21 protein-coding genes are annotated in these 23,722 nt (G+C 50.2%); 14 read left to right on the top strand and 7 right to left on the bottom strand.

Annotated features, from left to right (window positions below; all coding sequences use genetic code 11):
* Nucleotides 1–5 precede the first annotated feature (5 nt).
* The 11 genes from hemC to FPG75_RS11365 all read left to right on the top strand — a co-directional run bounded on the left by hemC (nt 6) and on the right by FPG75_RS11365 (nt 12,818).
* Nucleotides 6–926 (top strand): hydroxymethylbilane synthase, encoded by a 921-nt coding sequence (gene hemC / locus FPG75_RS11415; RefSeq protein WP_143306986.1) that lies wholly within the window; start codon nt 6–8, stop codon nt 924–926.
* Nucleotides 916–1,623 carry a uroporphyrinogen-III synthase gene (locus FPG75_RS11410; RefSeq protein ID WP_143306985.1) on the top strand — a complete coding sequence of 236 codons (708 nt, stop codon included), beginning with the start codon at nt 916–918 and terminating at the stop codon, nt 1,621–1,623. Before hemC ends, FPG75_RS11410 begins: the two co-directional genes overlap by 11 nt.
* Nucleotides 1,624–1,632: 9 nt before the next feature.
* Nucleotides 1,633–2,661 carry a uroporphyrinogen decarboxylase gene (gene hemE / locus FPG75_RS11405; protein WP_143306984.1) on the top strand — a complete coding sequence of 343 codons (1,029 nt, stop codon included), beginning with the start codon at nt 1,633–1,635 and terminating at the stop codon, nt 2,659–2,661.
* 2 nt (nt 2,662–2,663) lie between these two features.
* On the top strand, nt 2,664–3,578 hold the full coding sequence (hemF, locus tag FPG75_RS11400; RefSeq protein WP_143306983.1) for an oxygen-dependent coproporphyrinogen oxidase: 915 nt from the start codon (nt 2,664–2,666) through the stop codon (nt 3,576–3,578).
* A gap of 177 nt (nt 3,579–3,755) precedes the next feature.
* The gene (locus FPG75_RS11395) at nt 3,756–4,133 is read left to right on the top strand and encodes a four helix bundle protein (RefSeq protein ID WP_143306982.1); all 378 of its coding nucleotides are present in this window, start codon (nt 3,756–3,758) and stop codon (nt 4,131–4,133) included.
* 21 nt (nt 4,134–4,154) lie between these two features.
* Nucleotides 4,155–5,126 (top strand): porphobilinogen synthase, encoded by a 972-nt coding sequence (hemB, locus tag FPG75_RS11390; protein WP_143306981.1) that lies wholly within the window; start codon nt 4,155–4,157, stop codon nt 5,124–5,126.
* A 32-nt stretch (nt 5,127–5,158) separates the two neighbouring features.
* Nucleotides 5,159–6,445, top strand: a complete 1,287-nt coding sequence (hemL, locus tag FPG75_RS11385; protein ID WP_143306980.1) for a glutamate-1-semialdehyde 2,1-aminomutase — start codon at nt 5,159–5,161, stop codon at nt 6,443–6,445.
* 177 nt (nt 6,446–6,622) lie between these two features.
* Nucleotides 6,623–7,036, top strand: coding sequence for a hypothetical protein (locus FPG75_RS11380; protein ID WP_143306979.1), 414 nt, complete (start codon nt 6,623–6,625; stop codon nt 7,034–7,036).
* A gap of 77 nt (nt 7,037–7,113) precedes the next feature.
* Nucleotides 7,114–8,232: an efflux RND transporter periplasmic adaptor subunit gene (locus FPG75_RS11375; protein WP_143306978.1), complete on the top strand. Its 1,119-nt coding sequence runs from the start codon at nt 7,114–7,116 to the stop codon at nt 8,230–8,232.
* Between the two features lie 22 nt (nt 8,233–8,254).
* Nucleotides 8,255–11,395: an efflux RND transporter permease subunit gene (locus tag FPG75_RS11370; RefSeq protein ID WP_143306977.1), complete on the top strand. Its 3,141-nt coding sequence runs from the start codon at nt 8,255–8,257 to the stop codon at nt 11,393–11,395.
* Complete coding sequence (locus tag FPG75_RS11365) at nt 11,388–12,818, top strand: TolC family protein (RefSeq protein WP_143306976.1); 1,431 nt, start codon at nt 11,388–11,390, stop codon at nt 12,816–12,818. Before FPG75_RS11370 ends, FPG75_RS11365 begins: the two co-directional genes overlap by 8 nt.
* Before the next feature lie 149 nt (nt 12,819–12,967).
* On the opposite strand, the gene FPG75_RS11360 is transcribed toward FPG75_RS11365, so the two are convergent.
* From FPG75_RS11360 to FPG75_RS11350, 3 genes are read right to left on the bottom strand one after another with little or no spacing between them, the layout of a single operon-like run.
* A complete protein-coding gene (locus tag FPG75_RS11360) occupies nt 12,968–13,759 on the bottom strand; it encodes a carboxylesterase family protein (protein WP_143306975.1) in 792 nt (263 codons plus the stop codon).
* Nucleotides 13,760–13,807: 48 nt separating this feature from the next.
* Nucleotides 13,808–14,605 (bottom strand): O-methyltransferase, encoded by a 798-nt coding sequence (locus tag FPG75_RS11355; protein WP_143306974.1) that lies wholly within the window; start codon nt 14,603–14,605, stop codon nt 13,808–13,810.
* A 13-nt stretch (nt 14,606–14,618) separates the two neighbouring features.
* On the bottom strand, nt 14,619–15,356 hold the full coding sequence (locus FPG75_RS11350) for a glycosyltransferase family 2 protein (RefSeq protein WP_143306973.1): 738 nt from the start codon (nt 15,354–15,356) through the stop codon (nt 14,619–14,621).
* Nucleotides 15,357–15,539: 183 nt separating this feature from the next.
* Here FPG75_RS11350 and FPG75_RS11345 point away from each other — a divergent pair, with 183 nt between their 5' ends.
* A complete protein-coding gene (locus FPG75_RS11345) occupies nt 15,540–16,787 on the top strand; it encodes a hypothetical protein (RefSeq protein ID WP_161596760.1) in 1,248 nt (415 codons plus the stop codon).
* Nucleotides 16,788–16,938: 151 nt separating this feature from the next.
* Nucleotides 16,939–17,883, top strand: a complete 945-nt coding sequence (locus FPG75_RS11340) for a hydrogen peroxide-inducible genes activator (protein ID WP_143306971.1) — start codon at nt 16,939–16,941, stop codon at nt 17,881–17,883.
* Nucleotides 17,884–17,949: 66 nt separating this feature from the next.
* Here the strand turns inward: FPG75_RS11340 and FPG75_RS11335 are convergent, their stop codons facing one another.
* The 3 genes from FPG75_RS11335 to prmA form a co-directional block, all read right to left on the bottom strand.
* A complete protein-coding gene (locus FPG75_RS11335) occupies nt 17,950–18,753 on the bottom strand; it encodes a M48 family metallopeptidase (RefSeq protein ID WP_143306970.1) in 804 nt (267 codons plus the stop codon).
* Nucleotides 18,754–18,955: 202 nt separating this feature from the next.
* Nucleotides 18,956–19,597, bottom strand: a complete 642-nt coding sequence (gene plsY, locus FPG75_RS11330) for a glycerol-3-phosphate 1-O-acyltransferase PlsY (protein ID WP_143306969.1) — start codon at nt 19,595–19,597, stop codon at nt 18,956–18,958.
* A 131-nt stretch (nt 19,598–19,728) separates the two neighbouring features.
* A complete protein-coding gene (gene prmA / locus FPG75_RS11325) occupies nt 19,729–20,544 on the bottom strand; it encodes a 50S ribosomal protein L11 methyltransferase (RefSeq protein ID WP_143306968.1) in 816 nt (271 codons plus the stop codon).
* Between the two features lie 86 nt (nt 20,545–20,630).
* Between prmA and FPG75_RS11320 the strand changes: the two genes are divergently transcribed.
* Nucleotides 20,631–21,212 carry a hypothetical protein gene (locus FPG75_RS11320; RefSeq protein ID WP_143306967.1) on the top strand — a complete coding sequence of 194 codons (582 nt, stop codon included), beginning with the start codon at nt 20,631–20,633 and terminating at the stop codon, nt 21,210–21,212.
* 79 nt (nt 21,213–21,291) lie between these two features.
* Here the strand turns inward: FPG75_RS11320 and FPG75_RS11315 are convergent, their stop codons facing one another.
* On the bottom strand, nt 21,292–23,616 hold the full coding sequence (locus tag FPG75_RS11315; protein WP_143306966.1) for a polyribonucleotide nucleotidyltransferase: 2,325 nt from the start codon (nt 23,614–23,616) through the stop codon (nt 21,292–21,294).
* Nucleotides 23,617–23,722: the final 106 nt, after the last annotated feature.

Here is a 23,722-nt window from a genome sequence, read left to right as displayed (position 1 = left end):
GCACGATGGACAAAGTTATCAGGATAGGTACAAGAGAAAGCCAGCTGGCACTGTGGCAGGCAAACCAGGTGAATGAACTGCTGACCGCACAAGGTTACCGCACCGAACTGGTGCCCATTAAAAGCGAAGGCGATATTGACCTGGTTACGCCACTGTACGAAATAGGCGTACAAGGCATCTTCACCAAAAGCCTCGACCTCGCGCTGCTCAATAATCGTATAGACGTGGCCGTGCATTCCCTCAAAGATGTGCCCACACAATTACCACAACAGATCGTACAAGCCGCCGTATTACCACGCGGCCCGGTGAAAGATCTGCTGGTGTATAAACACAATACCGATTTTCTGCACATACCCGGATATATCGCACACATCGCTACCAGCAGTGTACGCCGCAGCGCGCAATGGCTGCGCCAATATCCGCAGCACCAGCTGCATAACCTCCGCGGCAATGTAAACACCCGCCTGCAGAAGCTGAGCGCCGAAAACTGGGATGGCGCCATCTTCGCCGCCGCCGGACTGGAAAGGATCAATATCCGCCCGGAAAATTCCATCGAACTCGACTGGATGCTCCCCGCCCCTGCGCAAGGCGCCGTGGTAGCCGTTTGCCGCGAAGATGATACCTTCTGCCGCCAGGCCTGCGCTCCTTTCAATCATGCCGAAACCGCACTGGCAACAAAGATAGAACGCGATTTTTTACGCGCCCTCATGGGCGGATGCACCACCCCCATCAGCGCGTATGCTTATATTCAAAACAATACCGTTCACTTCAGAGGCGAACTTTGCAGTCTTGACGGTTCACAATTTTTCAGCACCTCCCGCGAAGTGGCTGCAGACAAGGCCGCCGGCCTCGGCCAGGCCGCCGCTGAAGAGATCATGGCGCAGGGCGGCGCTGAAATAGTAGCGCAAATCAGAAATGTCAAATGATCAACATCGCATATTATGCACACGGCCGCTGGACCACAGCCTCGTGGCCAACGCCCTCCGCCAGGGCCTGATCATCGACATACAGGAATTTATCCGCATCACGCCATTGGATAATCCTGCCCTGACTGCCAACATCGGCCACATCAGCAGCCAGCCGCTCGTCTTCACCAGCATGCATGCGGTGGATATACTGGCGCAACAATTCCTGCATGGCCGCCCGCCCGGAAATGCCCGCATATGCTGCATCTCCGGCAATACCCGCCAACACGCGGAAGCCGCTTTCCCCGGCTGCGAAATACTCGCCGCCGCTCCCTATGGCAAAGAACTGGCGGAAATGATCATACAACGGGGAAGCATACACGAAGTGAACTTCTTTTGCGGTACGCAGCGAAGAGACGAATTGCCATCCATACTACGCCAGGCAAACATTACCGTAAACGAATACGTCATATATGAGAACAGTCCTGCCCCGGCCGCTGTACAGCAGCATTACGACGGCATACTGTTTTTCAGTCCCAGTGCAGTGAGCAGCTTTTTCAGCATGAACAGGCCCGGGGCCAGCACCATATGCTTCGCCATCGGACGTACTACCGCCGCCGCACTGAAGGAACATACATCCAACGAAATCATCGTCAGCCCTGGCACCGATGCCCACAGCATCCTGCAAGCAGCTGCATCATATTTTAACAATCATTAACTGCTACGAATGAGCGCATTGAAGAACGACTTACTGCTGAAAGCCCTGAGAGGCGAAACCGTTTCCCGCACGCCCGTATGGATGATGCGCCAGGCGGGCCGCTACTTGCCGGATTACATCAAACTGCGTGATAAATATTCTTTCTTTGAACGCTGCGAAAATCCTGAACTCGCTACCGCCATCACGGTGATGCCCGTAGACCAGGTAGGCGTAGATGCAGCCATCATCTTCTCCGATATCCTCGTTGTACCACAGGCCATGGGCATGGAAGTGCAGCTGATAGAAAAGATCGGCCCGCTCCTCCCCGAGCCCGTGAAAAGCGCGCAGGACCTGCAACGCCTCTGTGTGCCTGATGTGCACGAAAGGCTGCATTACGTTTTCGATGCGCTGAAACTTACCAAACAAACCCTCGCCGGCCGCGTGCCGCTGATCGGCTTCGCCGGCGCTCCCTGGACCCTGCTCTGCTACATGGTACAAGGCAAAGGCTCCAAAACCTTCGATGAAGCCAAAGCCTTCTGCTACCAGCAGCCAGCCGTAGCGCACCAACTGCTACAGATGATCACCGACACCACCATCGCGTACCTGAAAGCCCAGGTGGCCGCAGGCGCCGACCTGGTACAAGTTTTCGACTCATGGGGCGGGCTGCTCAGTCCACAAGACTTTGAAGCCTTCTCCCTCCAATATATCCGTCAGATCGTTGCGGCGATGAAAGAAGTTTGCCCGACCATCGTTTTCGCCAAAGGCGCCTGGTTTGCGCTGGAAGAGATGGCCGCCACCGGCGCACATGGCCTTGGCCTCGACTGGTGCATCAAACCAGCGCTGGCACGCCAGTTTGCCGGCAACAACGTTACCTTGCAAGGCAACTTCGATCCGGCGAAATTATTATCACCCATCCCGGAAATTGAAAAGGCCGTAAAAGAGATGCTGCAAGGCTTTGGCCGCCAACGTTATATCGCCAACCTCGGCCACGGCATCCTGCCCAATGTACCGGTAGACCATGCCAAAGCATTTGTTGAAACCGTAAAAGCACATGGCTGATCATGCAAATCAAAGATCAATTCATCGCATTCATACACCAGCTGCAGGATGAAATATGTCAGTCGCTCGAGCGCATCGACGGCAAGGCTACCTTCCGGGAAGACCACTGGGAGCGCCCCGGCGGCGGTGGCGGCAGGTCCCGCGTAATCGCCAACGGCAATGTTTTTGAAAAAGGCGGCGTAAGCACCTCCGTGGTGCATGGTGTATTACCCGAAGTGATGGCGCAGCAATTTGGCGTTACCAACAGTAATTTCATGGCCTGCGGCATCTCGCTGGTGATACATCCGCTGAATCCTTTTGTGCCCACTGTACATGCCAACTTCCGTTACTTTGAACTGTATGATCAGGATGGCAGCCTGAAAGACTGCTGGTTTGGCGGTGGCGCCGACCTCACTCCCTACTACCTCGAAGAGGCCGATGGCAGCCATTTTCACCGCACCTTCAAAAATGCCTGCGATCCTTTTGGAGAAGAATTATATCCAAAATATAAACAGCATTGCGATGAATATTTTGTGAATAAACACCGCAATAACGAAGCCCGCGGCATCGGCGGCATCTTTTACGATTACCTGCGCCCGAGCGATACCCGTAGCGCGGAAGAATGTTTCCGCTTCGCGAAAGCCAATGGCGAAGCCTTCCTCCACGCTTATCTGCCTATCGTAGAAAGGACAAGAGATATCCCCTACACCGAGGCGCACAGAAACTGGCAAGCGTATAGGCGTGGCCGTTATGTTGAGTTCAATCTCATCCACGACAGAGGCACTCTCTTCGGCCTGAAAACCAATGGCCGCACCGAGTCTATCCTCATGAGCCTCCCGCCAATAGCGCGTTGGGAATACGATTTCCATCCGCAGCCCGGAAGCCCAGAAGCCAAGCTGGTAGAGCTGTTGAAGCCGAGAGACTGGATAAATATTTAGAGATTTGAGGATGTGAGGATGTGAGAATTGGATGGAAGCGATTGGAATGTGAGAATGTGAGGATGTGAGGATGTGAGAATTTGTGAATGTGAGAATTTGGATGGAAGCGATTGGAATGTTTTGATAAGTAAATGTTAACTTGGTGATATGTTTTGTTAACCAACCATTTACCTTATCATGAACAAGCACCAATTACTGGAAAGGACCAAGCAATTTCACATTGCCGTCATCAAACTTTGTGATCAATTACCAAGAGGTATTGCTGCATATGAGATCGGAAGGCAGCTGATTCGATCGGCAGGTAGCGTAGGAGCCAATTACCGCGCTGCATGCAGGGCCAAATCAAAACCTGATTTTATATACAAGATAAAAGTAGTATTGGAAGAAGCAGATGAATCATTGTATTGGTTACAAATTTTGAATGAAGCAAAAATAATCACCGGTGAAATAATCAACAAGCTGCAAAAGGAAGCACTTGAGCTGGTACTTATTTTCAATGCAACAGACAAAACAGCAAAAGACAATCACACTGCGATCAAATCAAAAAATCCGTAAATCAAAAAATTCGAAAATATTATGATCAGACGAAACCGGATCCTAAGAACCTCTCCCGCCATCCGTGCGATGGTTGCAGAAACAATACTGACACCCGGCGATTTCATCGCTCCGTTATTTGTTACAGAAGGAGAAAATGTGAAGGAAGAGATCAGTTCTATGCCTGGTTATTTCCGTTATTCACTGGACCTTACGATCAAAGAAGCGAAAGAGTTGTGGAGCCTGGGCATCAAGAGTGTGCTCCTGTTTGTAAAAGCGCCCGATCATGTGAAAGATAACAAAGGCACTGAAGCTGTAAATCCCGATGGCCTTATGCAGCGCGCGATCCGCGGCATCAAGAACGCGATCCCGGAAATGGTAGTGATGACAGATGTAGCCCTCGATCCTTATTCTTCCTACGGTCATGATGGTATCGTGGACGGCACCGAGATCGTGAACGACGCCACCGTGGAAGTGCTGGCACGCATGAGCCTCAGTCATGCCCAGGCAGGCGCCGACTTCGTAGCGCCCAGCGATATGATGGACGGCCGCATCCTCGCCATCCGTAATATCCTCGAAGAAAATGGCTTCGATAAAACCGGTATCATGTCCTACAGCGCTAAATACGCTTCCTGCTTCTATGGTCCCTTCCGCGACGCACTGGATTCCGCCCCCGGCTTCGGCGACAAAAAAACTTACCAGATGGACTATGCCAATTCCCGCGAAGCCATCAAGGAAACACTGATGGATATTGAAGAAGGCGCCGACATCGTAATGGTGAAACCCGCGATGGCCTATCTTGACATCATACGCATCATCAAAGATCGTACAACCGTTCCCGTTAGTGCGTACCATGTCAGCGGCGAATACGCCATGATCAAGGCAGCGGCTAAAATGGGCTGGCTCAATGAAGATAAAGCCATCCTGGAAAGCATGACCAGCATCAAACGCGCAGGCGCCGATCTCATCGCCACCTACTTCGCGAAAGACGCTGTCCGCCTGCTCAATCTATAATTGATTATCTTGCGATAAAACTATTTCTTTTCATGTATAGCAAAAGTGAAATGTTATTTGGCCGGGCCAAACAGGTAATACCAGGTGGTGTAAACTCTCCCGTGCGTGCATTCAAAAGCGTGGGCGGCACTCCCGTATTCATGCAGCACGCTAAAGGCGCCTACATGTATGATGTGGATGGCAACAGGTATATCGATTATATCAACTCCTGGGGGCCTATGATCCTCGGCCATGCCTATGAGCCTGTGGTAAAGGCCATTCAGGAATATGCCACTTTTTCCACTTCCTTCGGCGCACCTACCGAACTGGAGATCAAAATAGCAGAACTGATCGTGGGCATGGTGCCCAATATCGATATGATCCGCATGGTGAACTCCGGCACAGAAGCCTGCATGACAGCCATCAGGCTGGCACGCGGCTACACCGGCCGTAACAAGTTCATCAAGTTCGAAGGCTGCTACCACGGCCACGCAGATGCCTTCCTCGTGAGCGCCGGCAGCGGCGTTGCCACACTGGGCATACAATCTGTGCCCGGCGTTACCGCCACCGTCGCACAAGATACGCTCACCGCACCATACAACAATCTTCCCGCTGTAGAACAGCTCATTGCCGATCATCCCGACGAGATCGCTGCGATCATCGTGGAACCGGTAGCCGGCAACATGGGCTGTATCCTGCCACAGCCGGGCTTCCTGGAAGGGCTGCGCCAGCTGTGCGACCAACACAATATCCTGCTCATCTTTGATGAAGTGATGACCGGCTTCCGCCTCGCACGCGGCGGCGCACAGGAATTGTTAGGCGTCCGTGCCGACCTCGTCACCTTCGGCAAGATCATTGGCGCCGGCATGCCGGTAGGCGCCGTAGCAGGCCCGAAAGCAATCATGGAAAACCTGGCGCCAGCCGGAAAAGTATACCAGGCGGGCACTTTGAGCGGTAACCCCATCGCCATGATCGCCGGCTATACCCTCCTGCAAACACTGAATGATAATCCCGTGGTCTATCAACAGCTACAGGAAAAAGCCGACTATCTCGTGAAAGGCCTCCGCGAAGCATTCGGCGCCGCCGGCGTAGTATACTCCATCAATACCCTGGGATCTATGCTGAGCGTACATTTCACCGAATACCCGATCATCGATTTCAGCGCCGCATCTGCCGCCAACAACGAATTATTCAAACGCTTCTTCCACGCCATGCTGGAACGCGGCGTATACCTGCCGCCATCTGCTTTCGAGAGCTGGTTCATGAGCAATGCGCTCACTACTGAAGACCTCGACGCAACCATACAAGCAGCCAAATCCGCCATGCAGGCGATCAAATAGTTAACAATTCAATCCTGTGCTGAGTGGTGGGTTGGCCTTTGAAAAAAGCCAACCCTTTTTTATTTTTTTATTTTTGGATTTATGGATTTATGGATTTGGGATTTGCCGTTCCCACCAAATCCTCAAATCCATAAATCCGTAAATCAATAAATCCGAAAATGTTTATTTTTGTTGCTCATGAATAAGCATCTGATCAGATGGACCTATATTGTGTTCTTGCTGTGCATACAGCTGGCAGCCGGTATATTGCCTGCTGTGGCCGCACACCGGCACACGCTGCTCCAGGAGATCAGTATACAGGAAGCCCGGCAGGATTATTTTGAAAATCTCCTCGCGAAATTACCCGTTCACATCGAACCGGATGATGATCTTCCTGATTATGTATATGCTACCAAGCATCGCCGTAAAACGAGATTCTACATCTCCGCATCTTCTCAACAATTCTCTTTCGACAACAGGGTTGCTTATATCGATACCAATACGATAGCTAACAGCAGCTGCCTCCCTGTTGATAAAACCGGCGAATACCGCGTCCAGAAAGCATTTCTGCCCACTTACTATAGTTTCCTCTTCCGGTTCACTCCCTTTTGACGCAAGCCCTCTTCCCGGCATTTTTATTTTTTGATTTCATTCATTCCGGTCATCACCGGAAACAACATCTTATTGCTATGCGTCAATATACAGGGATATATACATCGCTTGTCGCCCTTTTTATGGCCGCCTGTGCCACTAAAGGTGAAAGCACGAACAAAGAAGAATTAAAACTGTTGCCTGTCACCACACTTATCACCACCGACACCGTATTGCACCGTTCTTATGTGGCCGATATACAGGCTGTACAGAACGTGGAGATCAGAGCGCGGGTGAGTGGTTTTCTTGATAAAATTTATGTAGATGAAGGACAGGAAGTGAAGAAAGGGCAGCTGCTCTTCGGTCTTAACGATGCCGAATACAGTGCCGAGCTGGCCAAAGCCAGAGCGGTGCTCAGCAGCGCCGTAGCCGAATCGAAGGCCGCCGCACTGGAAGTAGAACGTGTGAAATTGCTGGTCGATAAAAACGTGATTGCCGCCTCCGAACTTGAAGTGGCCAATGCCCGTCTCGCCGCGGCACAAGCTAAAATAGACGAGGCCAGGTCCAATGCCAGCAATGCCGCCATGCGTCTCTCCTACACCAGCATCCGCGCACCTTTCGATGGCATCATCGACCGCATACCACTCAAAAAAGGAAGCCTCATCAGCGAAGGCGCCCTCCTTACTACGGTATCGGATACACGCGAAGTATATGCCTACTTCAACGTCTCCGAAACTGAATACCTCCAATATAATAAAGCCCTCGCCAACGGCGACAACAACTACCGCCAGGTACAATTGGTACTGGCCGATGGATCAGATTATCATCATAGCGGAAAGATCGAAACCATGGAAAGCGAGTTCGAAGAAAATACCGGCTCCATCGCCTTCCGCGCCCGCTTCCCCAATCCAGGCAAACTGCTCAAACATGGCGCCAGCGGCAAGGTACGGCTCACCACGGAAATGGATAGCGCCATCATCATCCCGCAAAAAGCCGTCTTTGAAATGCAGGATAAAAACTACGTTTTCGTAGTGGACGCCGCCAACAAAGTGAAGATGAAAAACTTCACCCCGCAGGCGCGCTTCGCACATTTCTACATCGTACAATCAGGCCTTCAGCCTGGCGAACATGTAGTAGTAGAAGGCGTCCGCAATATCCGCGACGGAATGCAGATAAGGCCGCAAGCCGTATCCATGGACAGTTTACTGAGCTTATAATCTATCGCTGAAATCAACCATCATGTTCGACACTTTTATCAAAAGGCCGGTGCTGTCACTGGTCATATCGCTTATTATCACGCTGGTAGGGCTGCTGGCGCTGTTCACGCTGCCCGTTACCCAGTTCCCTGATATTGTGCCGCCATCCGTTACGGTAACGGCCAAATACACCGGCGCCAACGCAGAAGTATGCGCCAAAGCCGTGGCCACTCCGCTGGAAAGGGCCATCAACGGCGTTCCCGGCATGACGTACATGTCTTCCGTATCCAGCAACGATGGTATCACGGTGATACAAATATTTTTCCAGGTAGGCACCGACCCCGATCAGGCCGCGGTAAACGTACAAAACCGCGTAGCCACCATCATCGATGAACTGCCAGAAGAAGTGATCAAAGCCGGCGTTACCACCGAAAAAGAAGTGAACAGTATGCTGCTCTATCTCAACCTTATGAGCACCGATACCACACTCAATGAACAGTTCATTTACAACTTCGCCGACATCAACGCACTACAGGAACTCAAACGTATCGATGGCGTTGGCCGCGCAGAGATCATGGGCGCCAAGGAATACGCCATGCGCGTATGGCTGAAACCCGACCGCATGCTGGCCTATAACGTTGCTGCTGAAGAAGTGATACAGTCTATCCGCAAACAAAATATCGAAGCCGCGCCCGGAAAAACCGGCGAGAGCTCCGATAAAAACCCGCTGATGCTGCAATATGTATTGCGCTATACCGGCAAATTTTTTGAACCGGAACAGTATGAGCAAATCGTGATCCGTGCCGGGAAAGACGGATCAGTACTGCATCTTAAAGATATTGCCGATGTAGAGTTCGGCTCGCTCACTTACAGCATGGTATCAAAAACCGATGGCCGGCCATCGGCTTCCATCATGCTCAAACAGAGGCCCGGCTCCAATGCCCGCGAGGTGATCAACAACGTGAAAGCAAAGATGGAAGAGATGAAGCACACCTCCTTCCCGCCCGGCATGAGCTATAACTTCAATTACGATGTATCCCGTTTTCTCGACGCTTCTATACATGAAGTAGTACGCACGCTCTTCGAAGCCTTCCTGCTGGTATTTTTGGTAGTGTTCATTTTCCTGCAGGATTTCCGTTCCACGCTCATACCCGCGCTGGCCGTACCCGTAGCGCTGATCGGTACGCTCGCATTTATGCAGATGATGGGCTTCTCCATCAACCTGCTCACTTTATTTGCATTGGTACTCGCCATCGGGATTGTAGTAGACAATGCGATCGTAGTGGTAGAAGCGGTGCATGTGAAGATGAATGAAGAACACCTTCCTCCGCTGGAAGCCACGCTGGCAGCCATGAAAGAGATCAGCGGCGCCCTGGTGGCCATTACTTTGGTGATGTCGGCGGTATTCATTCCGGTAGCCTTTCTCTCCGGGCCAGTGGGCGTTTTCTATCGTCAGTTCTCACTCACACTGGCCATCTCCATCGTGATATCAGGTATCAATGCGGTAACGCTCACGCCTGCACTCTGCGCCATCATGCTGAAACACAGCCCCGGCATCAGCGCCCGGAAAAGCCTGCTGCAAAGGTGCTTCGCAGGTTTCAACAAAGGATACCAGGCCACAGAAAATAAATATGCACAGTGGATTGGCGAGATAGCAGGGAGAAGATTTATCACCCTCGCAGCCCTGGTATTCTTTTTCATCGCTACCTGGGGCATGAGCGCCATCCTGCCTTCCGGCTTCATCCCTACCGAAGATCAGGGTATAATATATGTCAATGTGACAACACCTCCGGGCGCTACAGTAGAGCGTACAGAAGAAGTACTCGACCAGATACAAGCCATCGCAGCTGCTTTCGGTGAAGTGGAGTCGGTATCCACCCTGGCAGGCTACAGCCTTGTAAACGAGGTGGCTGGCGCTTCTTACGGCATGGGCATGGTAAACCTGAAACCCTGGGATCACCGCAAGGCATCTGTACAAAATATCATCAAACGCCTGAAAGATCAGACCTCGCATATTGCAGATGCTACTATCGAGTTCTTCCCGCCGCCCACCGTACCAGGCTTCGGTAATTCCAGCGGCTTCGAGCTCCGCCTGCTCGATCGCAGTGGCAGTGGCGACCTGCAACAAACCGCACAGGTCACGAACAATTTCATCGCCGCATTAAAAAAGCGCCCCGAAATCGGCAGCGCCTTCACCAGCTTCGACGCGGAGTTCCCGCAATATATGATACACGTGGATCAGGCCATGGCAGCCAAAAAGGGCGTCAGCATCGACAATGCCATGAGCAACCTCCAAACGCTGATGGGCAGCTTCTATGCCTCTAACTTCATCCGTTTCGGACAGATGTACAAAGTGATGGTACAGGCACACCCGCGTTACCGCACCAAACCGGAAGACTTGCTCCAGCTGCATGTAAAGAACGAACGCGGTGAAATGGTATCCTATGCCGATTTCATCAAACTGGAAAGAGTATACGGCCCCGAGCAACTCACCCGCTACAACATGTACACCGCCGCCATGATCAATGGCGACGCCGCTCCGGGATATAGCAGCAGTGAGGCTATCAGCGCCGTACAGGCAACGGCGGCAAAAGAACTGCCGCGCGGCTACAGCTACGAATGGAGCGGCATGACCCGCGAGCAGATCCTCTCCGGCAACCAGGCAGTATACATCTTCCTCATCTGCCTCGTATTCGTATACCTCTTGCTGGCAGCACAATACGAAAGTTTTCTGTTACCGCTGCCAGTGATACTTTCACTGCCTGCCGGCATCTTCGGCGCCTTCTTCTCTCTCAAAATACTCGGACTGGAAAACAATATCTATGCACAGGTAGCGCTGGTAATGCTGATCGGATTATTAGGTAAGAACGCCATCCTCATCGTAGAATTTGCGATCCTCAAAAACAAACACGGCGCCAGCATACCGGAAGCTGCCAAAGCCGGGGCGGTATCGCGTCTGCGGCCTATTCTCATGACCTCCTTCGCATTCATCGCCGGCCTGATACCGCTGTGTATCGCCTCCGGCGCCGGCGCCATGGGCAACCGTTCTATCGGTACGGCCGCCGCTGGCGGCATGCTCATCGGCACCTTGTTCGGTGTGCTCGTCATACCCGGATTATACGTGCTCTTCGCATCCATGGTCCCGAAAAAGAAGGTTGAACTTAAAGCATATACGAATGAATAACGATCACACAACATACTCACGTAAATGGCTATACGCACTGCTGCTGGCCACCGCCATCGGTGCGTGCAACACGCCTAAACAATTGTCGCTTCCCGAAGCGGTGAAATTGCCGGAAACCACTACAGACACGGTTTCGCTGGCCAACTTCCAGCAAGTGTTCAACGATCCTGATCTGCGCCGCCTCATCGATACCGCTATGCACAACAACTTTGACCTGCTGGCAGCATCACAAAGGGTGGCTATTGCACAGCAACAACTCATGATGGCTAAAAAGGCCTGGCTGCCGCATATCAATGGCTCGTTGAGCGCCGGCATAGACCGCTACGGCGATTATACGATGAACGGTGTAGGTAATTACGATACCAATCTTTCTCCCAACATCAGCGAAGACCAACATATCCCTTCGCCCACACCGGAGTTTTTTGCGGGGCTCCGCAGTTCATGGGAGATAGATCTCTGGGGAAAACTAAGACAACAGAAAGTGGCTGCCCATGCGCGTTTCCTGGCCACCAGTCAGGGTCGCCAGCTGCTCGGCACACAGATCGTAGCCGGCATTGCAGGCCTGTATTATGAACTGATCGCACTGGATCATGAGTTGGCCATCATCAAAAGAAATATCAAGCTACAGGAGGCAGCGGTGGCTACTGTCACTGTTCAAAAAGCTGGCGGACGGGCCACAGAACTGGCTGTACAACAATTCACAGCACAACTCCTCAGCACCCGTGCATTGGAATATGGCATAAAACAGCAGATCACAGCCACCGAAAATCAACTCAATGCACTCACCGGCAAACTGCCGCAACCAGTGAAACGCAGCAGTGTAGCGGCAGAAGAGGCATTACCACCCGCCATACAGCAGGGTATACCAACCACGCTATTACTGCAACGGCCGGATATCAAACGCGCTGAATTTGAGCTGGCTGCCGCACAAGCCGATGTGAAAGCCGCGAGGGCAGCCTTTTTCCCGGCACTCACTCTCACTCCTTACGGCGGCTTCAATGCCTTCAAGGCAGGTCTGTTGTTTGAACCGGCCTCCATCGCCTGGGGCGCCATCGGCGGACTCACCGTCCCCATCTTCAATAAGCAGCAATTACAATCACAGTTCAACATCAGCAAGGCAGAGGCTTTCACCGCCTTCTACAACTACCAGCAAATAGTATTAAATGGTTACCAGGAAGTAGCCACCGCGCTCAGCAAAATAGCCAACGAACAGGAAACATGGCAACTGAAAAGTCAGGAGGTAGCTGTATTGCAGGACGCCGTATCTACAGCCAACACCCTCTTCACCACTGGCTACGCCACCTACCTCGAAGTGATCACCGCACAAAAAAGCGTACTGGAAGCCGAGCTAGCCCTCGTCACCGCCCGCCGGAACGTATACCAAGGCATGGTAACATTATACAGAACACTAGGAGGTTATTAAACTAGGGATTTTCGGATTTATTGATTTACGGATTTATTGATTTATGGATTTATTGATTTATGGATTTGTGGCGGATCTGAAGCATGCCACAAATCCGTAAATCCATAAATCCATAAATCAATAAATCCATAAATCCGTAAATCCCCCTGCTATTTCTTCTGCTCCATCAACCATGGTATTACGCCGGGTTCTACGAAAACGTTGTCCCAGCTGTTGTGCCCTACGCCGGGAAACTCGGTGTACTTCACTTTGGCGCCCAGCGATTGTAATTTCTCATAGTAAGCGCGTGAGGCCTGCACCGGCACTACCGGATCACTGCCGCCATGGAAGATCCATATGGGTACCTTGCCGGCGAAGCGGCCCGCCTCTGCTACATTACCAGCGCCACAGATGGGGAATGCGGCAGCAAACATATCAGGATATCTCGTGATCATATAAAAAGTGCCCATACCACCTAAAGAGAGGCCGCCGATGTAGACCCGCTTGGTATCTATCCGGCCGGTAGCGAGTAAACTGTCGAGCAGCGATTTCAACAACGTGGCAGGCACCGTGTTTTGATTCAGCGGAAAGTCAAAACCCACCACCCGCTTTTTAGTGGAATCCATTTTCACATTCATGGGCGCCCAGGTGGTGTTGGGCGGGCATTGCGGGAAGATCACAAATGCCGGGAACGCTTTGCGGATGCTGTCTTTCAGGAACCAGGTACCGCCATGTAACAGCTGCGCATTGTTATCCCATCCTCTTTCTCCTGCGCCATGCAGGAAAATGATCAGCGGGTATTTTTTCTGGATATCATAGCTGAGCGGGGTGAGCATGCGGTAATTCAGGGTATCACCGTGACGGCTAAACGATTCGTAGCTATAGGCGCTGAGATCCTGCGCATGTACAGCGCCGGCGATCAATAACACGCAAATAGCAAGGAGATTGCGGAGATGATGCATAAGGATAGTTTTCTCCGAATATACTACCTGTAAAGGGTTATTGCAAGTTTAGTATTTAAGCGTAAAATGCTGCTTTACTTTGAAATCTTTGCGGAAGAACACCAGCCCGATAAAGAACAGGTCGATGGTCATAGTTACCTGTTCATTGGATTGTATCTCTTCCCAGGCGGCTTCCATATCTGCCGTCCAGTGGATATCATCGAAGATGAGCACCGTATGTTCATGCACATATTGCAGGCATTGCCTGAAATAGGCCAGGGTAGGCTCTTTGCGGTGGTTGCCGTCGATATATACCCAATCGGGGCGCTGCATATCGCGCAGCACGGCGGGCAGCACCGTATCGAAATTACCGGTTACCTGTTTGATATTGTGAAGATGGAGCGCATCAAAATTTTTACGGGCACGCGCAGCAATATTAGGGCATCCTTCTATCGTCACCACTTGCGCACCGGGCGCGGCTTTGGCCATATAGGCGGTAGACAGGCCCATGGACGTACCCAGCTCCAGCAATTGTTTAGGTTGCAGATACTGGATGAGCCGGTAAAACAACTGTCCGAATTTAGGAGGTTTCGCAGCGTAGCGGGTGATGTCGCTCACCTTGCGCTCATTGCCGGCAGATACCAGCGAGCCGGCGCCCAGATCAGTGACCTGCAAGGTTTCCCGGCTCTGCAACAGCTCCTTGCGCAACTGTTCTATTTCCCCGAAAGCGGCCTGTGGCCGCTTGTCGCGCAATACATCCTCTATCAGAGAAAATACAAAAGGAGAATGTACATCATGACGGTTACCGGCGGTAAAATAATACCGCAGGTACTTCCGGGCTACTTTATACTGTTGCGCTAAACTCAAGGCTATATGAATTTTAATAAATCTTTCCTTTTATAAGACCCCATTTGTACAAACGGTGCTGCACCGATACCCTCAACACGCCCAGCCCGTAAATGGCGCTGCGCTTGAAGTTGATGCTGGAAGCCTCATCGAAATATTTTGTAGGGCAGGTGACCTCGGCGATCTCGTATCCCTTCATAAATATCTGTGAAATCATCTCGTTATCAAACACAAAATCATCACTGTCTGCCATATAGTTAATATTACGCAGCACTTCAGCAGAGAAAGAACGGTAACCAGTATGGTACTCGCTCAGTTTCTGCCCGATCAGGATATTTTGTGTTAAGGTAAGACAACGGTTAAATACATACTTATACAAAGGCATGCCTCCCTTCAGCGCGCCCTTGCCTAAGATGCGGCTGCCAAATACTACCGGGTACACGTCGTTGGCAATGATGCTACACATGGCAGTGATCAGTTTTGGCGTGTATTGATAGTCGGGATGCAACATCACCACAATATCGGCGCCCAGTTCCAAAGCCTTGTTGTAGCAGGATTTCTGGTTACCGCCATATCCTTTGTTGTTGTCGTGACGGATCAGATGCCGGATACCCAGACTTTTTCCCACCTCGATGGTCTCGTCTTTACTGGCATCATCTACCAGCACAACGTCATCAACAATGTCAAAGGGGATTTCCCGGAATGTTTTTTCCAGTGTGAGCGCTGCATTGTAAGCCGGCAGTACAACCACTATCTTTTTGTTATTGAGCATAACAGCGGACTAAATTTGGCTGCAAAGGTAACTTACCTGCTGATAATTCAAAATATAAAGCGTAAAACCATACACAACCACCCATCATGATTTAATATTAACTGTTATTAATTATTTATCTTTGTTCCTTGATGTTTTTGGCATCATATTTTCTAATTTTTGTTAACAAAAAGCAAAAAGAACATGTTAAAACACCTACCGAAGGCAATGAAGTGGTTGAAAATTGTTCCGGTGCCCATGGTCCTGCTCTTGTCTTTCCAGGCACAAGCCCAGGATCCAGAAGTGAAAGCCATTACAGCTCCTACCATTAAAACACAGGATACGACCATTAAAAGGATCGTGGACGAGCTGCAACGCATCACTGACAGCGACAAACAGAACTCCAACGCTATTCAGGCCTTGCTGCAAGGTAAAGAGATAGATAACATGAGCAAGTACACGCTGATCAAAAGCAATATCATCAATGCCAGCGAAACTTATTACCTGCTCAACAAAAAGATCATCGACCTGAAATCCCGTACTACTACCAATAATCTCGACGTGTTCATCACTTCACTGAACAACCCCGAAAGCAAGGCCCTTGGCTTCTCGCTGAGCGACCGCATCGTGGAACTGGTAGAAAAGATCATCCTGAAAAATAAATCAGATAAGGGAGAAAAGAACAGCAAGATCGTAGAATCCACCAAATCCATTATCAACAGCCCCATCTTCCAGAGCTTTACCTCTCTCACACCTCCGCTGGCCATCGCCAATTCCGTGATGAATTTCCTGCACAGTGTGAGCGTCAACAATAAACAGATCAATCAGAAATCCTTACAGGAATTTGAAAAAGAACTGAACAAATACGTGGTGTACTACACCGCATTGAACGATGCCAACCAGAAATTTGAATACGGCCTCAACTTCAATAAAGATCAGTTAAGTCTTCTGCAAGACAACCTGTTCGATCATCTCTCGTTCACCGCTACCTCGCTCAAATTCCCGCCTCCGCAAAAGGGCAGCCAGAGCCTGAGCCAGACCATGAACGATTATTTCTTCGATTTCAAGAAAGAAAAAGTAGCCGATTTCTTCGATAAACTCGAAGCACAATATACCAAAGGTAAACGCATCGACTACGAAGCATTGCTGCGCGAAAATCCGAACCTGAAAGAAGTGAACAACCAGCTGGAAGATCTCGTGCTGCAAACCAAACGTTTCGAAAATCTTTACAACGAATACTTCACCCTGCTGGATTCCTACTATTCCAAGGTGAACAACTCCCTGAAAATTGCCCAGGATAATAACCTCGCCGACAAGAGCGTGATCGAAGGGAAACAGGCCGAATTCAGGAACCTGAAAACCGAAGCTGTACAAGAGATACAGGCCTCTATCAACATCAGGGAACTGTATAGCAACACAGAAAAGATCAAATACAGATACAGAATATTTTAGAATTTATTGATTTTCGGATTTACGGATTTATTGATTTATTGATTGGGGCCTGGAGACCAGGCCCTTTTCTATTAAATCCGAAAATTCCAAAATTCATAAATCCGAAAATGATATAGATTTTATCAATACCTTTACGGATCAATTTTGGGAAATGACGACAGTTCAATTGGAGTATATTGTAGCGGTAGATACCTACAGAAGCTTTGTGGTGGCGGCGGAGAAATGTTTTGTAACACAGCCCACCCTCAGCATGCAGATCCAGAAACTGGAGGATGAACTGGGCATCAAATTATTCGATCGTAGCAAATTGCCGGTAGTCCCCACGGAAATTGGCGTAGCCGTAATTGCGCAAGCCAGGATCATTCTGAAGGAGAATGCACGTATCCGTGAGATCATCGCTGATCAGAAAAAAGAAGTGCAAGGTAACCTTAAAGTAGGCATCATCCCTACCCTGGCGCCTTACCTGCTTCCCCGCATCCTCACCGGCTTCATGAAAAAATATCCGAAAGTAAAACTGGAGATATGGGAATATCCCACAGAGCAGATCATCCAGCAATTAAAAATGGAACTGCTGGATTGCGGGCTGCTGGCCACTCCCCTGCATAACCCGCACCTCGAAGAACATCCCTTGTTCTATGAGTCGTTCGTGGTATACACTGCCAAAACCAACCCGCTCTATGATAAAAAAGTGATCCGCGCCGAAGAGCTGGATGTAAGAGAAGTATGGCTCCTCAACGAAGGCCACTGTATGCGTAACCAGGTGCTCAATATCTGCAAGGATAAATTCACGATGGGCGAATACAAAAACCTGGAATACAATACCGGCAGTGTGGAAACACTTAAACGCATGGTAGATCTTAATGAAGGTTATACCATACTTCCCGAGCTATCGCTGCAAGACCTTTCCGCCCGCCAGCTCAATATGGTGCGCTATTTCAAGTCGCCGGAGCCGGTGCGCGAAGTAAGCCTGGTTACCCACCGCCACTTCATCAAACAAGCGCTGATAGAAGCCTTCAAAAAAGAGATATTGGCTCATGTACCCGAGAAGATGAAAGCACAGAAAAGCCGCAAAGTAGTGGAGATCGATCTTCAATAAATAACGGAATAAAAAATTACGGCCCCGCCACATGGCGGGGCCGTAATTTTTTATTCCGTTATTTATTTATCGCTGTGGCGTATAATATTTCATAGCTTCCGGCATCAGCTGTTGCAGCTGCGCTACGCGGCGCTCATCGCTGGGGTGCGTGCTAAGCAGCTCTGGTGGCTTATTACCGCCGCTCATGCTGGCCATGCGCTGCCAGAAAGGAATAGCTTCCTGCGGATTGTAACCAGCCATCGCCATGAAGATCACGCCGAGGTGATCGGCTTCCAGTTCATTCTGGCGGGAGAAGGCCAACATGCCCATGTTACCGCCGATACCAAACGCCTGGTTAAAGATACCTACGGCAGTCGGGTTCTTGCCCAATGCTACCGAACCAGCCACCTGGATGCCTTGTGCCAGCAGCCCCTGGCTCATACGCTCGTTACCATGACGGGCGATCGCATGCGCGATCTCATGACCCATTACGCAAGCCAGCGCCGTTTCGTTCTGGGTAACCGGCAAGAGGCCGGTATATACTACTACTTTACCTCCAGGCATACACCAGGCATTTACCTCTTTACTATTTACAAGGTTGAATTCCCATTTGTAATTCGCTACCTCGTTGCCCATGTTGTTGGCGTTCATGTAGCGGGTAACGGCAGCGGATATACGTTGTCCTACACGTTTCACCATATCGGCGTCCTTGCTGGTAGCCTGTGATACCACTTTGTTTTCGGAAAGGAAGGATTGGTACTGCTGCAGGGCCATGGACTGCATGGTGCTTTCGGGAATGAGGTTTAACTGGCTGCGACCTGTGATCGGTACTCGCGTACAGGCAGCCACTAATCCGAGGCTGGCAGTAAAGAATAATGCAATCTTTTTCATGGGTGAATCAATTTATGAGATGACTGCTGAATCAATGGCAACAATAACCAATCCTTTAACACCAAATGTCCATCGCCTGTTGACTCAACTGGTCAAAATTTTCGTAGCCTATTAGCAATCGTTATGCCATTCGTAAAAAATAAAACCTATTGAAAGGGATAAGATTCCGATCCAATAGGTTTTTATACAGATGACGCTATAACTAGTGTTTTTCTTTCCTGTTTCTGAATAAAGGTACTTTGCTTTCGTTGCCTTTCAACAAACGGGAGATGTTCTTCTGGTGCGTTAATACCACCATCAGGGCCACTGCAATGGCAAAAATGCGGTAGAAGATCTCTGGCTCATTGAAAATGTATAATATCAGGATCGGAAATGCAATACTTGCGATGATAGAACTCAGCGATACATAACGGGTGAGGAACAGGATCATCAGGAACACGCCTACGCAGCACAGCGCCACCAGCGGCTGAATAGCCAGCACCAAACCAAAGAGGGTAGCAATACCCTTGCCGCCTCTGAAACCAGCCCATATCGGGAAGATATGGCCCAATACGGCGGCCAGGCCAAGGCCTATCTGAAAGTTGACCAGTTGGGTGAGATGTTCCGGTTCATGGTAATAGGGAGCCAGGTATGCCAGCCTTACTGCTAAAACTCCTTTCAGCATGTCTACCATCATTACAAAAGTGCCCGCTTTAGGGCCCAATACCCGGAAAGTATTGGTAGCACCGGCATTACCGCTGCCATACTCCCTGATATCCATGCCAAACACGCCTTTGCTTACCCAAACCGCTGTAGGTACAGATCCAATCAGATAAGCACAAAAAAGCAATAAAAATTCTGTCATCACTATGAGTTAGGATTGCTAAGATAACGAATAATGTGTTAAAATTAAGCGAATATTAGAAAAGTTTGTAACACAAAAGTACGAAAATCAATACTTTTCATATGTATTTTTTAGCGCTACTTACATGCTTATCACACCCCGAATTGAATGGCCAGCCAATTGTCTTTTTCTATTTTGTGCTGAAATTCAAAGCCTTGTGGTTGAGCTGCCGCTAGTATCTGCTGTTCATCTGCCGGCATAATACCGCTCAACAGCAGCACGCCGCCCGGCTTCAGCAATCGGCGCATCTCACCCATAAATTGTAACAGCACATTCAGGTTTATATTTGCCAGCAATATATCGTATTTCCCCGAGATCTCCTTCAATGTATCTGCCTGCCATACTTTAACATGTTGAGTATGATTGGCTTCGAGATTTTCCAGCGTGTTATTTACCGCCCACTCGTCGTAATCGATCGCATCTACTTCCGCAGCTCCCAGCATTTCAGCCAGGATGGCCAGGATGCCGGTACCCGTACCAAAATCGAATACCCGCCTGCCTTCAAAGGAAAGGCCTTGCATCAGGCGTATCATAGAAGAAGTAGTGGCATGATGCCCCGTACCAAACGACATCTTCGGCGTGATCACAATCTCGTGCGCCGGCTGCGGCTCGAAAGGCGCGTGAAACGCCGCACGGATGCCACAAAAATCCCCTACCCGTACCGGCTGGAAATTACTTTCCCATACCGCGTTCCAGTTCTCCTGCTGAATCGTCTCTTTCGTATAGCCGACCCCGTAAGGCGCTACAATCTCCCGTAAAATATCTTCATTGAAATCTCCCTCCGGAATGTAGGCAACGAGGGCGTCAGTCTGCTCTTCAAAACCTTCAAACCCGGCGTCCGACAGCTGGGCAACCAGCACGTCGGCCAGCTCCGGGCCAGCCTTCAACGTTATGGCAATGTGTGACATGGCGGCAAATATAGGAAAATTGTACTGATGAAAGGAGGATCGGCAACATTTACTATATTTGTTTTTTATTTAATATTACCATACCTATGAAAACACTTCTTCTCCTGCTCACAACACTGATGCTGGGCAGCGCTGCGATGGCGCAGCAGTTTAAAGTAATCAAAGTACCGCCTGCTACGGAACCGATCAAAGACTCTATTATCTATCAAAACGACAACGCCGTCATCATCCTCGACCGGGCCGAACTCTATAACTATATGCTCAGTATGGACACCACGCTGCGCAACAACAAGTTCAACAACCGGGTATTCAATCATATTGAGCTGTCGCACCTGGATCGCAACGACATGGCCGCCCATTACCTGAAAGCATTCTGCTACCTGGCAGACAGCGCCAACCGCGATCTGAATTACACAACCGATAAAATGTATATGCTCTGGGCAGAAGATGGCGGCATCCTCCATCCTTATGTGGAAGAGATCATCCCGAATATGTTGAACGAAGGGAAAGGAAGGGTGATAGACAGAAGCAGCAAGGGCATCGCAGCTTCCTACCGCATGGTGTTTGAGCCGATCGATGGAAAAACCTACCGTACTTTTCGTTTGAATAGTGGTAAAGAGATTTTCCGGGAGAGTACTTTTTGTGTAGAACAATTACTCCGGCATTGATAACGGAAACACCTATACGTAAAATGAAAAAGCAGTCACTTTCGTGACTGCTTTCTTTTTATCTAATTTCAGTTATCGACTATTGTTCATCGAAGTAAGGCTCCTGTGGCTTTTCAGGACGAGGGCCGCGGTCTTCGCGCGGACCACGGTCTTCACGCGGGCCACGGTTATCGCGTCTGTCGCCACCGCCGCGGCGATCATCACGGCCACGGCCGCCACGGTCGCCACCACGATCTCCACGATCTCCTCTTTCAGGTCTGTCGCTGCGTTCTTCACGCTCAACATAACCTTCAGGTTTTGGCATCAGCACTTTGCGGCTCAGTTTGAACTTGCCGGTCTTGGGATCAGTACCGGTGAGCTTTACTTTTACCACTTCGCCTTCAGACAATACGCCTTCCATGGTTTCGAGGCGTTTCCAGGATACTTCGGAGATGTGCAGCAGGCCTTGTTTGCCAGGCATGAACTCTACGAATGCACCATAAGGCATGATAGATTTCACTACTGACTCATAAACTTCGCCAACTTCAGGTACGGCCACGATGCCTTTCACCCACTTCACAGCCTTATCCAGACCTTCTTTCTGTGCAGAGAAGATGCTCACTTCGCCGGTTTCTCCCACTTCTTCGATGTTGATGGTAGTACCGGTTTCGCGTTGGATCTCCTGTATAATTTTACCACCAGGCCCGATCACAGCACCGATAAATTCGCGGTCGATGATCAGTTTTTCCATACGTGGCGCATGTGGTTTCGGTTCAGGACGGGCAGCAGGAACAGCTGCATACATAGCGTCGATGATGTGCAGACGGCCTTTCTGTGCTTGCGCCAGCGCCGAACGCATTACATCCATGCTCAGGCCATCCACTTTGATATCCATCTGGATACCGCAGATACCATCGCGGGTACCAGTTACTTTGAAGTCCATATCACCGAGATGGTCTTCATCACCAAGGATATCGGTGAGTACTGCCCATTTACCGTCGGAAGCACGGGAGATCAGGCCCATTGCCACGCCGGATATGTGTTTCGGCAGCGGAACACCTGCATCCATCAGTGCCAGCGAGCCAGCGCAAACGGTTGCCATAGAAGAGGAACCATTGGATTCGAGGATATCAGATACCACCCTTACCGTATAGGGGTAATCGTTACCTGGCATCATCTGCTTCAGGGAACGCATCGCCAGGTTACCGTGACCAACTTCACGACGGCCGGGGCCGCGCATCATTTTCACTTCACCGGTAGAGAACGGAGGGAAGTTATAGTGGAGGATAAATTTCACGTAGTTGGAAACCGCTGCGCTTTCGATCAGCAGCTCATCTTCCGGTGTACCCAATGTAACGGTAGTCAGCGACTGTGTTTCACCACGGGTAAATAAAGCGGAGCCGTGCGGAGAAGGCAGGATATCTGTTTCCATCGCCAGCGGGCGTACCTGATCGAGGCTGCGGCCATCCAGGCGGATGGATTCGTCCAGGATCATGTTGCGCACCACTTCTTTTTCAAGCGAGTGGAAGTATTCGCCTACCAGTGGCTGATCTTCTTCCGGCAGTTCGCCCAGGTGTTCTTTCAGCTCTTCGCTGATCTTCTTGAACGCATCGGAACGATCGTGTTTAGCGGAAGCAGATTTGGCTACCTGGTAGATTTTATCTTTTGCAAAAGCGATCACTTTTGCTTTGAGTTCTTCGTTCTGGTGAGGTTTGGCGTATTCGCGTTTGCCGGTAACGCCTTTCAGGTCGCGGAGTTGCTCCTGGGCTTTCACCTGCACACGGATAGCAGCGTGCGCTGCCTCGATAGCCTGGATCAGGTCTTCTTCCTGGCATTCCTTGCTCTCGCCTTCCACCATCATGATGTTCTTTTCAGTAGCACCAATGATGAAGTCCATGTCAGCTTTAGCCAGGTCAGTGCGGTTCGGGTTGATCACATATTTGCCATCGATGCGTGCCACACGTACTTCGGAGATGATCTCCTGGACGGGCACATCAGAAACAGCGAGGGCGGCAGAAGCGGCGAGGCAGGCCAGCGCATCCGGCATCACTTCCGGATCGGAAGAGATGAGGCTAACGAGTACCTGTACTTCGCAGAAATAATCATCGGGGAATAAAGGGCGAAGCGCACGGTCGATCAGGCGGGAGATCAATACTTCATAGTCAGACAGGCGGCCTTCGCGTTTGAAAAATGAACCGGGTATACGGCCGGCAGAAGCAAATTTTTCCTGGTAGTCAACAGTTAGCGGGAAGAATGACTGGCCGGGTTTGGGCTCTTTGTTAGCTACTACAGTAGCCAGCAGAATAGCATCACCTAAACGCACCGTAACGGCACCATCAGCCTGACGGGCCAACTTACCGGTTTCGATGGTCACTATGCGGCCGTCTCCTATATCGAATTTCACTGAAATAGGTGTCAGATTCATAAAAAAGTGAAGATTAAAAATAAAGTTATTCTTTTTTTGCTTGCTAAAGAACAACAAAAGGTACACATACAAAAAACTATTCCCAACCAGAAAGTTGGGAATAGCG

Source organism: Chitinophaga vietnamensis (assembly GCF_902167635.1).
GTDB classification, from domain to species: domain Bacteria; phylum Bacteroidota; class Bacteroidia; order Chitinophagales; family Chitinophagaceae; genus Chitinophaga; species Chitinophaga vietnamensis.
The sequence above is the reverse complement of the archived record's forward strand: the minus strand, read 5'-3'. Positions and strand labels throughout refer to the sequence as shown.

Coding starts and splice junctions, on each gene's coding strand:
- hemC (WP_143306986.1), top strand. CDS start 6: ATGGACAAAGTTATCAGGATAGGTACAAGAGAAAGCCAGCTGGCACTG.
- FPG75_RS11370 (WP_143306977.1), top strand. CDS start 8,255: ATGTTCGACACTTTTATCAAAAGGCCGGTGCTGTCACTGGTCATATCG.
- FPG75_RS11365 (WP_143306976.1), top strand. CDS start 11,388: ATGAATAACGATCACACAACATACTCACGTAAATGGCTATACGCACTG.
- FPG75_RS11360 (WP_143306975.1), bottom strand. CDS start 13,759: ATGCATCATCTCCGCAATCTCCTTGCTATTTGCGTGTTATTGATCGCC.
- FPG75_RS11345 (WP_161596760.1), top strand. CDS start 15,540: ATGTTAAAACACCTACCGAAGGCAATGAAGTGGTTGAAAATTGTTCCG.
- FPG75_RS11410 (WP_143306985.1), top strand. CDS start 916: ATGTCAAATGATCAACATCGCATATTATGCACACGGCCGCTGGACCAC.
- FPG75_RS11340 (WP_143306971.1), top strand. CDS start 16,939: ATGACGACAGTTCAATTGGAGTATATTGTAGCGGTAGATACCTACAGA.
- FPG75_RS11335 (WP_143306970.1), bottom strand. CDS start 18,753: ATGAAAAAGATTGCATTATTCTTTACTGCCAGCCTCGGATTAGTGGCT.
- hemL (WP_143306980.1), top strand. CDS start 5,159: ATGTATAGCAAAAGTGAAATGTTATTTGGCCGGGCCAAACAGGTAATA.
- prmA (WP_143306968.1), bottom strand. CDS start 20,544: ATGTCACACATTGCCATAACGTTGAAGGCTGGCCCGGAGCTGGCCGAC.
- FPG75_RS11375 (WP_143306978.1), top strand. CDS start 7,114: ATGCGTCAATATACAGGGATATATACATCGCTTGTCGCCCTTTTTATG.
- FPG75_RS11350 (WP_143306973.1), bottom strand. CDS start 15,356: ATGCTCAATAACAAAAAGATAGTGGTTGTACTGCCGGCTTACAATGCA.
- FPG75_RS11320 (WP_143306967.1), top strand. CDS start 20,631: ATGAAAACACTTCTTCTCCTGCTCACAACACTGATGCTGGGCAGCGCT.
- hemE (WP_143306984.1), top strand. CDS start 1,633: ATGAGCGCATTGAAGAACGACTTACTGCTGAAAGCCCTGAGAGGCGAA.
- plsY (WP_143306969.1), bottom strand. CDS start 19,597: ATGACAGAATTTTTATTGCTTTTTTGTGCTTATCTGATTGGATCTGTA.
- FPG75_RS11380 (WP_143306979.1), top strand. CDS start 6,623: ATGAATAAGCATCTGATCAGATGGACCTATATTGTGTTCTTGCTGTGC.
- hemF (WP_143306983.1), top strand. CDS start 2,664: ATGCAAATCAAAGATCAATTCATCGCATTCATACACCAGCTGCAGGAT.
- FPG75_RS11395 (WP_143306982.1), top strand. CDS start 3,756: ATGAACAAGCACCAATTACTGGAAAGGACCAAGCAATTTCACATTGCC.
- FPG75_RS11315 (WP_143306966.1), bottom strand. CDS start 23,616: ATGAATCTGACACCTATTTCAGTGAAATTCGATATAGGAGACGGCCGC.
- hemB (WP_143306981.1), top strand. CDS start 4,155: ATGATCAGACGAAACCGGATCCTAAGAACCTCTCCCGCCATCCGTGCG.